This is a genomic window from Streptomyces sp. NPDC053541 (genome assembly GCF_044544705.1).
In the GTDB taxonomy this organism is placed as follows: Bacteria; Actinomycetota; Actinomycetes; order Streptomycetales; family Streptomycetaceae; genus Streptomyces.
Genome location: NZ_JBITXM010000001.1, coordinates 583,649 through 598,599 on the forward strand (window position 1 = coordinate 583,649; position 14,951 = coordinate 598,599).

General features: G+C 73.3%; 14 protein-coding genes. 9 read left to right on the plus strand and 5 right to left on the minus strand.

Going from position 1 to position 14,951, the window contains the following annotated elements; all coding sequences use genetic code 11:
- Nucleotides 1-1,179, plus strand: a complete 1,179-nt coding sequence (gene sucC, locus ACIGW2_RS02955) for an ADP-forming succinate--CoA ligase subunit beta (RefSeq protein WP_356072344.1) — start codon at nt 1-3, stop codon at nt 1,177-1,179.
- A gap of 21 nt (nt 1,180-1,200) precedes the next feature.
- Nucleotides 1,201-2,085 carry a succinate--CoA ligase subunit alpha gene (gene sucD / locus ACIGW2_RS02960; RefSeq protein ID WP_356072341.1) on the plus strand — a complete coding sequence of 295 codons (885 nt, stop codon included), beginning with the start codon at nt 1,201-1,203 and terminating at the stop codon, nt 2,083-2,085.
- 94 nt (nt 2,086-2,179) lie between these two features.
- Here the strand turns inward: sucD and ACIGW2_RS02965 are convergent, their stop codons facing one another.
- Nucleotides 2,180-3,517, minus strand: coding sequence for a helix-turn-helix domain-containing protein (locus ACIGW2_RS02965; RefSeq protein WP_399840710.1), 1,338 nt, complete (start codon nt 3,515-3,517; stop codon nt 2,180-2,182).
- Nucleotides 3,518-3,628: 111 nt separating this feature from the next.
- Here ACIGW2_RS02965 and ACIGW2_RS02970 point away from each other — a divergent pair, with 111 nt between their 5' ends.
- Nucleotides 3,629-5,167 (plus strand): DUF6350 family protein, encoded by a 1,539-nt coding sequence (locus ACIGW2_RS02970; RefSeq protein WP_399840711.1) that lies wholly within the window; start codon nt 3,629-3,631, stop codon nt 5,165-5,167.
- 42 nt (nt 5,168-5,209) lie between these two features.
- On the opposite strand, the gene ACIGW2_RS02975 is transcribed toward ACIGW2_RS02970, so the two are convergent.
- Nucleotides 5,210-5,860, minus strand: coding sequence for a hypothetical protein (locus ACIGW2_RS02975; RefSeq protein ID WP_399840713.1), 651 nt, complete (start codon nt 5,858-5,860; stop codon nt 5,210-5,212).
- A gap of 230 nt (nt 5,861-6,090) precedes the next feature.
- Between ACIGW2_RS02975 and purN the strand changes: the two genes are divergently transcribed.
- The 3 genes from purN (at nt 6,091) to ACIGW2_RS02990 (ending at nt 9,835) form a co-directional block, all read left to right on the plus strand.
- Nucleotides 6,091-6,720 (plus strand): phosphoribosylglycinamide formyltransferase, encoded by a 630-nt coding sequence (gene purN / locus ACIGW2_RS02980; protein WP_356072363.1) that lies wholly within the window; start codon nt 6,091-6,093, stop codon nt 6,718-6,720.
- Nucleotides 6,704-8,269, plus strand: a complete 1,566-nt coding sequence (purH, locus tag ACIGW2_RS02985) for a bifunctional phosphoribosylaminoimidazolecarboxamide formyltransferase/IMP cyclohydrolase (protein WP_399840715.1) — start codon at nt 6,704-6,706, stop codon at nt 8,267-8,269. Before purN ends, purH begins: the two co-directional genes overlap by 17 nt.
- Nucleotides 8,270-8,392: 123 nt before the next feature.
- Nucleotides 8,393-9,835, plus strand: coding sequence for a DUF2079 domain-containing protein (locus tag ACIGW2_RS02990; RefSeq protein ID WP_399840933.1), 1,443 nt, complete (start codon nt 8,393-8,395; stop codon nt 9,833-9,835).
- A gap of 81 nt (nt 9,836-9,916) precedes the next feature.
- Here the strand turns inward: ACIGW2_RS02990 and ACIGW2_RS02995 are convergent, their stop codons facing one another.
- On the minus strand, nt 9,917-10,531 hold the full coding sequence (locus ACIGW2_RS02995; RefSeq protein ID WP_399840716.1) for a hypothetical protein: 615 nt from the start codon (nt 10,529-10,531) through the stop codon (nt 9,917-9,919).
- Nucleotides 10,532-10,768: 237 nt separating this feature from the next.
- On the opposite strand from ACIGW2_RS02995, the gene ACIGW2_RS03000 reads away from it, so the two are divergent.
- The 3 genes from ACIGW2_RS03000 (at nt 10,769) to ACIGW2_RS03010 (ending at nt 13,461) form a co-directional block, all read left to right on the plus strand.
- Nucleotides 10,769-11,629, plus strand: coding sequence for a bifunctional methylenetetrahydrofolate dehydrogenase/methenyltetrahydrofolate cyclohydrolase (locus ACIGW2_RS03000; RefSeq protein ID WP_391653120.1), 861 nt, complete (start codon nt 10,769-10,771; stop codon nt 11,627-11,629).
- Between the two features lie 2 nt (nt 11,630-11,631).
- Entirely contained in the window at nt 11,632-12,129 is a 498-nt protein-coding gene (locus ACIGW2_RS03005) for a DUF3017 domain-containing protein (RefSeq protein WP_399840718.1), read from the plus strand.
- Nucleotides 12,130-12,471: 342 nt separating this feature from the next.
- A complete protein-coding gene (locus ACIGW2_RS03010) occupies nt 12,472-13,461 on the plus strand; it encodes a malate dehydrogenase (protein ID WP_361575445.1) in 990 nt (329 codons plus the stop codon).
- A gap of 198 nt (nt 13,462-13,659) precedes the next feature.
- Here the strand turns inward: ACIGW2_RS03010 and ACIGW2_RS03015 are convergent, their stop codons facing one another.
- Nucleotides 13,660-14,397 carry an isocitrate lyase/phosphoenolpyruvate mutase family protein gene (locus ACIGW2_RS03015; protein ID WP_399840721.1) on the minus strand — a complete coding sequence of 246 codons (738 nt, stop codon included), beginning with the start codon at nt 14,395-14,397 and terminating at the stop codon, nt 13,660-13,662.
- Entirely contained in the window at nt 14,394-14,918 is a 525-nt protein-coding gene (locus ACIGW2_RS03020; protein WP_361575451.1) for a carboxymuconolactone decarboxylase family protein, read from the minus strand. The genes ACIGW2_RS03015 and ACIGW2_RS03020 overlap by 4 nt, the downstream gene beginning before the upstream one ends.
- Nucleotides 14,919-14,951: the final 33 nt, after the last annotated feature.

Consider the following 14,951-nt stretch of genomic DNA (forward strand, 5'->3'; position numbering starts at 1 on the left):
GTGGACCTGTTCGAGTACCAGGCGAGGGACCTCTTCGCCAAGCACGGTGTACCGGTGCTGGCCGGTGAAGTCATCGACACGCCTGAGGCGGCGCGCGAGGCCACCGAGCGGCTTGGCGGCAAGTCGGTCGTCAAGGCGCAGGTGAAGGTCGGCGGCCGCGGCAAGGCCGGCGGCGTCAAGCTGGCCGCCACCCCGGACGAGGCCGTCGCCCGCGCGACGGACATCCTGGGCATGGACATCAAGGGCCACACGGTCCACAAGGTGATGATCGCGGAGACCGCTCCGGAGATCGTCGAGGAGTACTACGTCTCGTACCTCCTCGACCGCACCAACCGCACCTTCCTCGCCATCGCCTCCGTCGCCGGCGGCATGGACATCGAGCAGGTCGCCGAGGAGACCCCGGAGAAGGTCGCCAAGGTCCCGGTGGACGCCAACCAGGGCGTCGACATCGAGAAGGCCCGCGAGATCGTCGCCGCGGCGCAGTTCCCGGCCGAGGTGGCCGAGAAGGTCGCCGACGTCCTCGTGACCCTGTGGAAGACCTTCGTCGCCGAGGACGCGCTCCTCGTCGAGGTCAACCCGCTGGCGAAGGTCGCCTCCGGCGACGTCATCGCGCTGGACGGCAAGGTCTCCCTGGACGACAACGCCGACTTCCGCCACGCCGACCACGAGGCCCTCCAGGACAAGGCAGCGGCCAACCCGCTCGAGGCCGCTGCCAAGGAGAAGGGCCTCAACTACGTCAAGCTCGACGGCGAGGTCGGCATCATCGGCAACGGCGCCGGCCTGGTCATGTCGACCCTGGACGTCGTCGCGTACGCCGGTGAGAACCACGGCGGCGTGAAGCCGGCCAACTTCCTCGACATCGGCGGCGGCGCCTCCGCCGAGGTCATGGCGAACGGCCTGGAGATCATCCTCGGCGACCCGGACGTCAAGTCCGTGTTCGTCAACGTCTTCGGCGGCATCACCGCCTGCGACGAGGTCGCCAACGGCATCGTGCAGGCCCTGGAGCTGCTCGCCTCGAAGGGCGAGGAAGTCACCAAGCCGCTGGTCGTGCGCCTCGACGGCAACAACGCGGAGCTGGGTCGCAAGATCCTGTCCGACGCCAACCACCCGCTCGTGCAGCGCGTGGACACCATGGACGGCGCGGCCGACAAGGCCGCCGAGCTCGCGGCTGCGAAGTAAGGGACGAGGGTCTAAACAGCCATGGCTATCTTCCTCAACAAGGACAGCAAGGTCATCGTCCAGGGCATGACCGGTGCCACGGGCATGAAGCACACCAAGCTCATGCTGGGTGACGGCACCAACATCGTCGGCGGTGTGAACCCGCGCAAGGCCGGCACCTCCGTCGACTTCGACGGCACCGAGATCCCGGTCTTCGGCACCGTCGCCGAGGCGATGGAGAAGACGGGCGCCAACGTCTCCGTCCTCTTCGTCCCGCCGGCCTTCGCCAAGGCCGCCGTGGTCGAGGCCATCGACGCCGAGATCCCGCTCGCCGTCGTCATCACCGAGGGCATCGCGGTCCACGACTCCGCCGCGTTCTACGCGTACGCCGTGGAGAAGGGCGGCAAGACCCGCCTCATCGGCCCGAACTGCCCCGGCCTCATCACCCCGGGCCAGTCGAACGCCGGCATCATCCCGGGCGACATCACCAAGCCGGGCCGCATCGGCCTGGTCTCGAAGTCCGGCACGCTGACGTACCAGATGATGTACGAGCTCCGTGACATCGGCTTCTCCTCCGCCGTCGGCATCGGTGGCGACCCGGTCATCGGCACCACGCACATCGACGCCCTCGCGGCCTTCGAGGCGGACCCCGACACCGACCTGATCGTCATGATCGGCGAGATCGGCGGCGACGCCGAGGAGCGTGCGGCCGACTTCATCAAGGCCAACGTCACCAAGCCGGTCGTCGGCTACGTCGCGGGCTTCACCGCGCCCGAGGGCAAGACCATGGGCCACGCCGGCGCCATCGTCTCCGGCTCCTCCGGCACCGCCCAGGCGAAGAAGGAGGCCCTGGAGGCCGCCGGTGTGAAGGTCGGCAAGACCCCGACCGAGACCGCCAAGCTGGCGCGCGCCATCCTCGCGGGCTGACGCGAGCGACCGCACAGGAGTGGGCCCCGCCCCCGCCCGGTTTCCCGGGTGGGGCGGGGCCCACTCGCATGCGCCGGGCCTGTCCGGCCTCGCGCTACTCGGCGGCCGGGACCAGCCGTTCCGGGCCCGGGTTCGGGGCCGTGCGCAGCTTGTCCCGCAGCTCCTTGTCCTCCGGGCGCAGCTTCTGCGGGCCGCCGCGGACCGGGACGCCCTCGACGACCTCACCCGGCGCGTTCACCGGGATGTAGCGGGTCGGCGCGGTCGCCGCGGTCAGGGCCGTGACGGCGATCAGCGCCGTCGTCACGCCGACCACGGCACGGGTCAGCATCCGCGTGCGGCGCTCGCTGCCGGTCCGCACCGCCCGCGCGGCGGGCAGGGTGGCGGTCGGCGCCTCCGCGACCAGCGCGGCCAGCCGCCGCTGCAGCGCCTCGGGCTCGGCGAGCTCGGGGATCCGCTGCCCGATGACCGTACGGGCGTGCAGCAGCCGGTTCCCGGCGGCCGGGGTGCTCGCCTCGGTCTCCGCGGCGGTCTCCGGCAGGTCCAGGCCGAGGCCGTCGTAGAGCAGCACGGTCCGGCGGTACGGGGCGGGCAGATCGAGCAGCGCGCCGAGCAGCGCCCGCCGGGCGGCCTCCGTCGGGGGCGCGTCCGGGTGGCGGTGGCGGCGCCGGAAGCGGTGCCAGGGCGAGAGCGCGTACTCGTACGCCACCGCCCGCACCCAGCCCACCGGGTCGCCGTCCGTGGCCACCTCGGGCCAGTGCTGCCAGGCATGGTGGAAGGCGTACTCGACGGACTCGCGGGACAGCCGGCGCCGCCCCGTCAGGAGATAGGTCTGGTGGACCAGGCCGGGCGCGGCGTGGTCGTACAACGCGTCGAAGGCCTCCTCCGGCGTGGGCCCCGGCACGACGGGCCCGGCCTCCGCGACGGCCGCAGCTTCCCCGGCCGTCGCGGAGGCCGGCTCCACCGCCGCCACCGGCTCCTCGACCGTCACCGGTGTCACCGTGCCCTCGGCCTCCGGCGCCTGGACCTCCGGCGCCCGGGCGGCCTCCGGGGCCGGTTTCAGGCGCTCCTCGGCCGTTCGGGTGACGGGACGGGCCGGGGCCGGCTTCTGGAGGGAGGGGCCGGGGGCGGCCGGGGACCTCGGCGGCCGCGCGGCGCCCTTGGCGGCCGGGCGGGGCCGGGTGGCCGCCGTGGAGGGGCGGGCGGGCTTCTCCGTACGCGGGGCGCTCGGCTCCTCGTGGACGCCGAGCAGCTTCGCGTACGCCTCGCGCTTGCGGCCCCGGGGGGCGCTGCGCCCGGTCTCCCAGGCGCGGACGGTGGCCCGGGTGACGCCCAGGGCCTCGGCGACCTGCTCCTCGCTGAGGGAGAGCGCCTCCCGCAGCCGGCGCCGCTCCTTGGGGGAGGGGAGCGAGACGGAGGGGCTCGTCGGACTCATCGGCGTCGACCTCCCACAGCGCGACTCCGGGCGGAAAAGTACATAAACGTATCTTGAGCGACACAACGGCCATTCGCCTGTTACGGGATGAAACCGCGTGTCGCTGGCAGCATGAGCCCCGTGACGCACGTGACCGAGCAGCGCCCGCCCGCGGCGCTCGACGCACAGGTCCAGGGCGGCCGGTCCGCCGCCCTGGCCACCGCCTTCGTGCGCGGCGGCCTGGCGGCGGGCCTCGGCCTCGGTGCGCTGGCCGTGCTCGTGACGGCCGCCTGGATCGCCTCCCCGTTCCCGGACGGCGGCCCCGCCGGCGCGCTGCACACGGCCGCCGGGCTGTGGCTGCTCGCGCACGGGGCCGACCTCCTCCGCACGGACACCGTCTCGGGCGTGCCCGCCCCGCTCGGCGTCACCCCGTTGCTGCTCACCGCCCTGCCGCTGTGGCTGGCGCACCGGGCGGCCCGGGACACCCTGGACCCGGACGAGGGGCGCCCCCGGCCCTCGACGACGGGCGCCGTCGCGGCGGTCACCGGGGGATATCTGCTGGTCGTGGCCGCGGTCGTGGTCTACACGGAGGCCGGCGTGCTGCCCGCCGAGCTGCTCACGACCGGCGCCTGGACGCCCGTCACCGTGCTCGCGGCGGCCGCCACCGGCGCCTGGACGGCCCACGGCCGACCGCTGCCGGACCGGGAACGTCACGCGGTCGCCCTGCGCGCCGCCGGACCGGCCCTGGCCGTGCTCGGCGGGGGCGGCACGCTGCTCCTCGCGGTCTCGCTGGGCCTGCACGCCGGCGAGGCCCGGGCCTCCTTCGAGGGCCTGACGGGGGAGTGGTCGGGCCGGGCCTCGCTCGCGCTCCTCACGCTCGCGCTGCTGCCGAACGCCGTGCTCTGGGCCCTCTCGTACGCGCTCGGCACCGGCTTCTCGCTCGGCACCGGCGCCCTGGTCACCCCGCTCGGCCTCACCGGCACCCCGGCCGTGCCCGACTTCCCGCTGCTCGCGGCGCTCCCCGGCGGGGGCCCGGGCCGCTGGCCGCACGCGGCCGTGCTCGCGGTCCCGGTGCTGGCGGCGCTGGTCGCCGGGCACCGGGTGGGACGGGCCGGGCGCGGTCTGACCGCCCGGGACACGGCGCTGACCGCGCTTGCCACCGCCGGGGTGTGCGGGACGGCCGTCGCCGTCCTGACCGCGGCGGCCGGCGGCCCGCTCGGTCCCGGCCGGCTGGCCGCCTTCGGGCCGGTGTGGTGGCAGACCGGCGCGGCGGCGGCGCTGTGGTGCGGGGCGGTCGGCGTGCCGACGGCCTTCGCGGTACGGGCCTGGGGCCGGCGTGCCGAGCGGCGCGCCGCGGCCCTCGTCTTCCCGCCGGTCCCGGGCCCGGCGCCCGTACCGGAGGCGGAACCGGCGGCCGAGGCGCGGCCCGCCGTACCGCCGCCGCCCGCTCCGGAGGCCGTCGGGGCCCTGGCCCGGCTCGACGCCCTGGAGGCGCTGGACGCCGAGGACGACGGGGTCGACGAGCGATACGGCTTCCTGCCGGCCGCCTGGGAGCCCTCCGCGCCGGCCCGCGCTCACGAACCGAACCCGAAACACGACCCGGAACCGAACCCGGAGCCGATCCCCGAGGCGGCCCCGGCCCCGGCCCCCGCCCCTCAGGGGGACGACTGACCGCCCGGCCCCCGCGCTGCCCCGGATACCCCGCTACTCCGGCTACTCCCGTACGCCCAGGGTGTCCTGGAGCGGCTTCGGCAGCAGGTCGTTGCAGGCCAGCTGGCTCTGCTTGGTCAGGGCGTCGGTCCGGCACTCGTAGAAGTCGCGGTAGACGAAGTGCACCAGGAAGCCGCTCGCGACGATCATCAGGGCGAGCGCCGAGGCCACCAGGCCGCTGATCGCCGCCGTCTGCTTGGCACGGTTCGCGGTCGCCGCGGCCGCGGTCTGCGCCGGCGACGGCGGGCCCTCCGGGGCCTTCGCCCGGGTGCGCAGCGCGCTGATCGCCCAGTAGGCGCCGAGCGCGCCGAGCAGCAGGGCCAGCTCCTGCACGAAGAAGGAGAAGAAGAAGGCCCACATGCCGGAGAGCACCGCGTACCGCGCGCGGCGCTGGGCCGGGTCCGTCGGGTCCCAGCGCAGCCCGGGGCCCTGGCCGCCGTCCGGCCCCCCGCCCTGACCGCCGCCCGAGGGGCGCTCGGGGCGGCTCCCGAACCCGTCGGAGGACCGGCCCGGCTGGCTGCTGCTCCAGCCCGGCCCTCCGGCCGGGCGCTCGTCGGAGCCCTCCGGGAGCCGCGGCTGCCACGGCTGGTCCGGCTGCCCCTCCGGCGGCGGGGCGAACGGGTTGTTGTCGTTCGTGGACTGGCGATCCGGCATGTGCTGGACGTCTTCCCTCTGTCTGTGTGCGCGGGTGTGATGTGGCGCGCGGCCCTGGTGTCGCAGGTCGTCGGACCCTGACGCTACCGCCCGGTCACGCCCCCGTCCCGTGGGGGTTGTCCGGAGTGCCGGTATCGTTGCTGACGGTCGGGCCCTTCGTAGGGTTCCCCGTATCGAGGGACGCGATTCGTTCGTACGACCGCACAAACACCACGGAAAGAGTGACCTCAGTGGCTGCCGCCCGCCTCGTCGTCCTGGTCTCCGGCTCCGGCACGAACCTCCAGGCCCTGCTGGACGCGATCGCCGCCGCCCCCGGGGGCCCCGAGGGCTACGGTGCCGAGATCGTCGCCGTCGGCGCGGACCGCACCGGCATCGCCGGTCTGGAGCGGGCCGAGCGCGCCGGGATCCCCACCTTCGTGTGCCGGGTCAAGGACCACGCGAGCCGCGAGGAGTGGGACCGAGCCCTGGCCGAGGCCACCGCCGCGTACGAGCCGGACCTCGTCGTCTCGGCCGGCTTCATGAAGATCGTCGGCAAGGAGTTCCTCGCCCGCTTCGGCGGCCGGGTCGTCAACACCCACCCGGCGCTGCTCCCCAGTTTTCCCGGCGCGCACGGTGTGCGCGACGCCCTCGCGTACGGCGCGAAGGTCACCGGGTGCACCGTCCACTTCGTCGACGACGGTGTCGACACCGGCCCGATCATCGCGCAGGGCGTGGTCGAGGTGCGGGACGAGGACGATGAAGCCGCGCTCCACGAGCGCATCAAGGAAGTCGAGCGATCTCTGCTCGTCGAGGTCGTGGGGCGTCTCGCCCGCAACGGCTACCGCATTGAGGGACGAAAGGTTCATGTCGGTGAGCACTGACACCGTTAAGCCCATCCGCCGCGCGCTGGTCAGCGTCTACGACAAGACGGGGCTCGAGGAGCTGGCCCGCGGTCTGCACGAGGCCGGCGTCGAGCTGGTCTCCACCGGCTCCACCGCGTCGAGGATCGCCGCGGCCGGCGTCCCGGTCACCAAGGTCGAGGAGCTGACCGGCTTCCCCGAGTGCCTCGACGGGCGCGTCAAGACGCTGCACCCGCGCGTGCACGCCGGCATCCTCGCCGACCTGCGCCTGGAGTCGCACCGCGCGCAGCTCGCCGAGCTGGGCGTGGAGCCCTTCGACCTGGTCGTCGTGAACCTCTACCCGTTCCGCGAGACCGTCGCCTCCGGCGCCACGGCCGACGAGTGCGTCGAGCAGATCGACATCGGCGGCCCGTCCATGGTCCGCGCCGCCGCCAAGAACCACCCCTCCGTGGCCATCGTCACCGACCCGGACGCCTACGCCGCGGTGCTCCAGGCGGTCAAGGAGGGCGGCTTCACGCTGGCCCAGCGCAAGCGCTTCGCCGCCCAGGCCTTCCAGCACACCGCCGCCTACGACGTGGCCGTGGCGTCCTGGTTCGCCGACGACTACGCGGCGGCCGACGACAGCGGCTTCCCCGACTTCCTCGGCCACACCTACGCGCGCAAGAACGTGCTGCGCTACGGCGAGAACCCGCACCAGGGCGCCGCGCTCTACGTCGACGGCACCGGCGGCCTCGCCGAGGCCGAGCAGCTGCACGGCAAGGAGATGTCCTACAACAACTACACGGACACCGACGCCGCGCGCCGGGCCGCGTACGACCACGCCGAGCCGTGCGTCGCGATCATCAAGCACGCCAACCCGTGCGGCATCGCGATCGGCGCGGACGTCGCCGAGGCGCACCGCAAGGCGCACGCCTGCGACCCGCTGTCCGCCTTCGGCGGCGTCATCGCCGTCAACCGCCCGGTGTCGGTCGAGATGGCCGAGCAGGTCGCCGAGATCTTCACCGAGGTCATCGTGGCCCCCGGCTACGAGGACGGCGCGGTCGAGATCCTCGCCAGGAAGAAGAACATCCGCGTGCTGCGCGCCGAGGGCGCCCCGGCCAACCCGGTCGAGGTCAAGCCGGTCGACGGCGGGGCGCTGCTCCAGGTCACCGACCGCCTCCAGGCCGACGGCGACGACCCGGCGAACTGGACCCTCGCGACCGGCGACGCCCTGTCGGCCGCGGAGCTCGCCGAGCTCGCCTTCGCCTGGAAGGCCTGCCGCGCGGTGAAGTCCAACGCGATCCTGCTCGCCAAGGACGGCGCCTCGGTCGGCGTCGGCATGGGCCAGGTCAACCGGGTCGACTCCGCCAAGCTCGCCGTCGAGCGGGCCGGCGAGGAGCGGGCGCGCGGCTCGTACGCCGCCTCGGACGCCTTCTTCCCCTTCCCGGACGGCCTGGAGATCCTGACCGCCGCCGGCGTGAAGGCCGTCGTCCAGCCGGGCGGGTCCGTCCGCGACGAGCTGGTGGTCGAGGCCGCGAAGAAGGCCGGCGTGACGATGTACTTCACCGGCACGCGCCACTTCTTCCACTGATCCACGGACGGTGCGGCAGGGGGCCCTCCTCCACGGGAGGGCCCCGGTGGGCGGATCGGCCGAACGGGTGGACTCTGGTCTAATGGGTTGCCCTTTTGTCGGCCGCCGTGAGTGGGGGACGTGGTGTTGGACGTACGGAACAAGCCCGCTGCGGATCCCGCCGACGCGCGCGGAACCGAGGGCGAGCCGCCGGCACCCGCCCCGCTCCGCCCGTACGCGATCGTCTCCGCCGTCCTCGGCGCGCTCTACTTCCTCTATTCCTGGGTGCAGTACGAGCGCTTCCGCACGCCCTCCTGGGACCTCGGGATCTTCGAGCAGTCCGTCCGGGCCTACGCCGAGCTGCGCGCCCCGATCGTCGACATCAAGGGGCCCGGCTTCCTCATACTCGGGGACCACTTCAGCCCGGTGACGGCGCTCCTCGCGCCGCTCTACTGGGTGTGGTCCTCCCCGCTCGCGCTGCTCTTCGCGCAGGCCGCGCTGTTCGCCGCCTCCGCCGCCGTGGTCGGCCGCACCGCCCAGCAGGTGCTGGGCAGCCGGGCCGCCGGGATCTCCCTCACCGTGGCGTACGGGCTGTCCTGGGGCCTCCAGGAGGCCGTGAAGTCCGACTTCCACGAGATCGCCTTCGCCGTCCCGCTGCTCGCCCTGACCTGCCGGGCGCTGCTCCTCGGGCGCTGGAACGCCGCCGTCGCCTGGTCGCTGCCGCTGGTCCTGGTCAAGGAGGACATGGGGCTGACGGTCGCGATGGTCGGCGCGGTGCTGTTCGTGAAGGGGCGGCGACGGCTCGGCGCGGCCGTGGCCGGCTTCGGCCCCGCCTTCTTCGCGCTCACCGTGCTGGTGCTCATCCCGGCCTTCAGCCGGGTCGGCCAGTACGACTACTGGGCCAAGATCGAGAAGGGCGGCGACGGCAGCGAGGTCTCGCTCCTCGACTCCCTCCTCGGTGCCTTCCAGCACGGCGAGAAGTGGGAGATGCTCCTCTTCCTCGTCGGCGTCACGGGCTTCCTCTGCCTGCGCTCGCCGCTCATGCTGCTCGTGCTGCCCACCCTCGGCTGGCGCTTCCTCTCGCACGACCCCAACCACTGGGGCATGTTCTGGCACTACAACGCCATCCTGATGCCGGTGGTGTTCCTCGCCCTGGTCGACGCGGTCCGCGCGGTGCGCACCTCGCCGCGGCCCTGGCTGGTGGCGTACGGGAAGGTGGCCGTGCCCGTCGTCACGGCGATCGCGCTCGTGCACGCCCTGGACATGCCGCTGCGCGAACTGACCCGCCCCGACACCTACCGCACCGACGCCCGCACCCTCGACGCGCGGCGCGCGGTGGCGGCGGTGCCGGCCGGGACCAGCGTCGAGACGAACGTGACGCTCATGGCCCACCTCACCGGTGACCACACCGTCTACTGGGTCGGCGGCGCGCCCTCCGTCCAGCCCGACTACCTCGCCCTCGACCTCTCCTCCGGCTGGTCCCAGCCGATCACCGACCCGGTGTCCCTCGCCTCCCAGCTCCACCCGGAGGCGCGGTACCGGGTGGTGGAGCAGGCGGGGCAGTTCGTGGTGCTGAAGCGGCAGTGACCGGGCCTCGCGGTCCGCACACGCGAAGGGGCCCCGTTCCGGATCGGAACGGGGCCCCTTCGCGTGACCGGCGCGGCCGGATCAGAAGCGCGGGCGGTTGAACCAGGCCGAGGCCTGCGGGCCCACCATGGAGGCGAGGATGATGCCGCCGAGGGCGAGGCTGATGACGCCGCCCGCCGCGCCGGTCGCCTGGCCGGAGGTGAAGTTGCCGATCGCGCCGAGGATCATCAGTGAGGCGTAGATGATCGTGAGCACGCGGATCGCGGTGCCGCCGGTGGAGAACTTCACCGCGAGGAAGATGCCCAGACCGGCGATGACCAGCAGGAGCACCACGACCGCGAAGCCGAGGCCCGCCAGCGCGCCGGCCGCGTCGGAGTCCGAGGCGCTGGACGCGGCACCGAGGGCGATGCCCGCGATGATCGCGATCAGGATCTGCAGGCCGGACAGGATGAACATGATCACGCGCGCCGCGGTCATCAGGCCCGGCATCTTCGCCGGACCCTGCGGGTAGCCGCCGTACGGCGAGACCGGCGGGGCGGCCGGGTAGCCGTAGCCCTGCTGCGGCGGGACGCCCTGCGGGGCCTGCTGGGGGTAGCCGTAACCGGGCTGGCCCTGGGGCTGGCCCTGGGGCTGGCCGTAACCGGGCTGGCCCTGCGGCGGCTGGCCGTAGGGGTTGTTCGGGTCGCCGAAGCTCATCGGGAGGTTCCTCCGTTGGTTCCTGTGCGGGGACGACGCGGCCCTGCTCGGAGGATGTGTCATGCGTGTCTCACGACGTATGAGCGGTTTTGCCCCCCGGCACTGCTCGCGGCACTGCGCAGATCATCGTCGTCAAAACGGCGAGGACTTGTCCAGTCGATACGCAGCGCAGTTGTGCAAGTGCAACCTCTGCTTCCGAATTGGAAACCGGCGGGGCCCATCCGGGAAGATGTCCGCATGAGCGCCCAGATTCTCGATGGCAAGGCCACCGCAGCCGCGATCAAGTCCGATCTGACCGTCCGTGTGGCGGCCCTCAAGGAGCGGGGCGTGACGCCCGGTCTCGGCACCGTCCTGGTCGGCGACGACCCGGGCAGCCAGAAGTACGTCGCCGGCAAGCACCGCGACTGCGCGCAGGTCGGCATCGCCTCCATCCAGCGCGAACTCCCCGGCACCGCCACGCAGGAGGAGATCGAGGCGGTCGTCCGCGAGCTCAACGAGGACCCGGCGTGCACCGGTTACATCGTGCAGCTGCCGCTGCCCAAGGGCATCGACGAGAACCGCATTCTGGAGCTCATGGACCCGGCGAAGGACGCCGACGGCCTGCACCCGATGAACCTCGGCCGGCTGGTCCTCAACGAGCCCGCCCCGCTGCCCTGCACGCCCAACGGCGTCATCACGCTGCTGCGCCGGTACGGCGTCGAGATCAACGGCGCGGAGGTCGTGGTCGTGGGCCGCGGCGTGACCATCGGGCGCCCGATGCCGCTGCTGCTCACCCGTCGCTCCGAGAACGCCACCGTGACGCAGTGTCACACCGGCACCAAGGACCTCGCGGCGCACCTGCGGCGCGCCGACATCATCGTCGCGGCGGCCGGGGTCGGGCACCTGATCAAGCCGGAGGACGTGAAGCCGGGCGCGGCCGTGCTCGATGTCGGCGTCTCCCGCGACGCCGACGGGAAGATCGTCGGCGACGTGCACCCCGGCGTGGCCGAGGTGGCCGGATGGATCTCCCCGAACCCGGGCGGCGTCGGCCCGATGACCCGCGCCCAGCTCCTGGTGAACGTCGTCGAGGCCGCCGAGCGCGCGGCCGGGGTCCGCTGACCGTGTCCTCCTCCGACGCGGACGCACCGCGGACCTCGGAGGAGCCACCGGCCGGCCCCGAGGACACGGAGACGGCCGCCGCCGGCGCCGCGGACCGCCGCCCCCGCCGCCACCCCCGGGCGAAGCTCACGACCACGACCGCCCGCCCCGAGGGCGGCGGCCGGGCGGCCCCCGGCGACGCGCCGGCGCCCGCCCGGCAGTGGCCGCTGCTCACGGTGCTGGGCCTGACCGCCCTCGGCCTGCTGATCGTCGGCACCGACCTGTTCGCGCAGTCCTTCCGGGTCGGCGCCCTGCTGGTCGGCGCGGCGCTCCTGACGGGTGCGGTGCTGCGCCGCGTCCTGCCCTCGGTGGGCATGCTGGCGGTGCGCTCGCGCTTCACCGACATGATCACGTACGGGGTGATGGGCGCCCTGATCGTGCTGCTCGCGCTCATGGTGCAGCCCGAGCCCTGGCTGCGGATCCCGTTCCTGGAGGACGTCCTCCATCTGACGGTGAGCTGAGCCGGCGCGGTGAGCTGACGCGCGTACGACGCGGGGCCCGTCCTCTCCCCCGTGGGAGGACGGGCCCCGCTGGCTTCCAGGGTCATGTACGTGCCAAGGGTGGATCAAGGTCCGCCGGAGCGTTGTGGCACGGAGGTGACGGAGGTGACGATTCCGGTACGTGGCTCGTTATCCCGGAGAAGCAGGGTGAGCCGCACCACAAGGGGGTGGGGGTGCGTACCGCCCCGGGTCCGATAGCCTGACCGCTGGATATCTCTTCACGTCGAGACATCGATCGATCAGGGGAGACGTCCAGCCTCAGGGCAAGGGAACCCCACCGCCAGCTGTCTTACGGAGATCGCCATGACCCGCACTCCCGTGAATGTCACCGTGACCGGCGCGGCCGGCCAGATCGGCTACGCACTGCTCTTCCGCATCGCCTCCGGCCACCTGCTCGGCGCGGACGTGCCGGTCAAGCTGCGCCTCCTCGAGATCCCGCAGGGCGTCAAGGCCGCCGAGGGCACCGCCATGGAGCTCGACGACTGCGCGTTCCCGCTACTCAAGGGCATCGACATCTTCGACGACCCGAACCAGGGCTTCGAGGGCGCCAACATCGCGCTGCTCGTCGGCGCCCGCCCGCGCACCAAGGGCATGGAGCGCGGCGACCTGCTCGCCGCCAACGGCGGCATCTTCAAGCCGCAGGGCGAGGCCATCGCCGCCCACGCCGCGGACGACATCAAGGTCCTCGTCGTCGGCAACCCGGCCAACACCAACGCCCTGATCGCCCAGTCCGCCGCCAAGGGCGTCCCGGCCGAGCGCTTCACCGCGATGACCCGCCTGGACCACAACCGCGCCCTGACGCAGCTGGCCCAGAAGACCGGCTCCTCGGTCGAGGACATCAAGCGCCTCACCATCTGGGGCAACCACTCCGCCACCCAGTACCCGGACATCTTCCACGCGGAGATCGCCGGCAAGAACGCGGCCGACGTCGTGAACGACGAGGCGTGGCTGGCCGACACCTTCATCCCGACCGTCGCCAAGCGCGGCGCCGCGATCATCGAGGCCCGTGGCGCGTCCTCCGCCGCCTCCGCCGCGAACGCCGCCATCGACCACGTCCACACCTGGGTCAACGGCACCGCCGAGGGCGACTGGACCTCCATGGGCGTCCCGTCCGACGGCTCCTACGGCGTCCCGGAGGGCCTGATCTCCTCCTTCCCGGTCACCTGCAAGGACGGCAAGTACGAGATCGTCCAGGGCCTGGACATCAACGAGTTCTCCCGCACCCGCATCGACGCCTCCGTCCAGGAGCTCGTCGAGGAGCGCGACGCCGTTCGCGAGCTCGGCCTCATCTGAGTCGGCCGGACGGAGTCCGGCGCAGCTCGCCGAAGCCCGTGAGGCCCTCCGGGGCCGAGCGGTGCGAGGGGAGCGTCGGGGACGGGGCCGCCGTTCGCGAGCTCGGCCTCATCTGAGTCGGCATGTGAGTCGACTTCCCGCTCGACCGCGTTCACGGCGCCCCCGGCCGGACCTCTCCGGCCGGGGGCACCGTGCGTCTCACGTCCCGCCCCGCAACTCCTCGGCGAGCGCGCCCACATGATCGAGCGTGCGGAGCAGCAGGCCCGGGCCGAAGGTGATCCGGGTGGCGCCCAGGCGGCCGAGTTCGGCGAAGGACGGATTCTCCCCGCGGGCCAGGAAGTTGAGCGGCAGCGTCCCGCCCACACCCGCCCGCAGGGCCGGCAGGTCGGTGGCCGGTGCGGCGATGGGGTAGACGCAGTCCGCGCCCGCCGCCGCGTACCGCAGGGACCGCTCCACGGCCGCCTGCACGGGCTCGGGCACCCCGCGGAGATAGACGTCCACGCGGGCGTTGACGAACAGCGCGTCCCCCGCCTCCGCCCGTACCGCCGCGAGCCAGTCGGCCTGCTCCCCGGCGTCCTTCAGGCCGCCCCGGCCGTCCGAGTCCTCCAGGTTCACGCCGGCCGCACCGGTCTCCAGGACCCGCGCCACGAACTCCTTCGGCGCGAGCCCGTACCCGCCCTCCAGGTCCGCCGACACCGGGACGGACACCGCGCGGACGATCCGCGCGACCTGGGCGAACATCTCCTCGGCGGGCGTGCTCCCGTCCTCGTACCCGAGCGAGCGGGCGATCCCCGCGCTCGGCGTGGCGAGGGCCGGGAAGCCGGCCTCCTCGAAGACGCGGGCGCTCGCCGCGTCCCACGGGCCGGGCAGCACCAGCGGGTCACCGGCCGCCCGGCCGGTGTGCAGCGCGCGGAGCGCGCGGGCCGGAGCGCTCACCGCTTGTACGCCCCGGGGGTGTAGTGGCCCGGGACCATCCGGGTGGTCACGGCGATCCGGTTCCAGGAGTTGATCACGACGATCGCGCCGATCAGGTGCGCCAGCTCGGCCTCCTCGAAGTGACGGGCGGCCTCCGCGTACACCTCGTCCGGCACGAAGCCGTCGGTGAGGACGGTGACGGCCTCGGTCAGCGCCAGCGCCGCCAGCTCCCGCTCGGTGTAGAAGTGCCGCGACTCGCGCCAGGCCGCGAGCTGCACGATCCGCTGGACGCTCTCGCCGGCCGCCAGCGCGTCCTTGGTGTGCATGTCCAGGCAGAAGGCGCAGTTGTTGATCTGCGAGGCGCGGATCTTGACCAGCTCGTAGAGGGTCGGGTCGACCTGCTTCGACGCGGCGACCTCCAGGCCGATCATGGCCTTGTAGAAGGTGGGGTGGAGCTCGGCGAAGGCCTGCCGGGCCGGGTGTTCGGGGGCGTACGGGGCGGGGGCGGCGTCGTGCGCGTGCTGCGTCGTGGTGGTGGTCATGGCCACCACCGTACGGAGCGGGTGGCTCCCGGG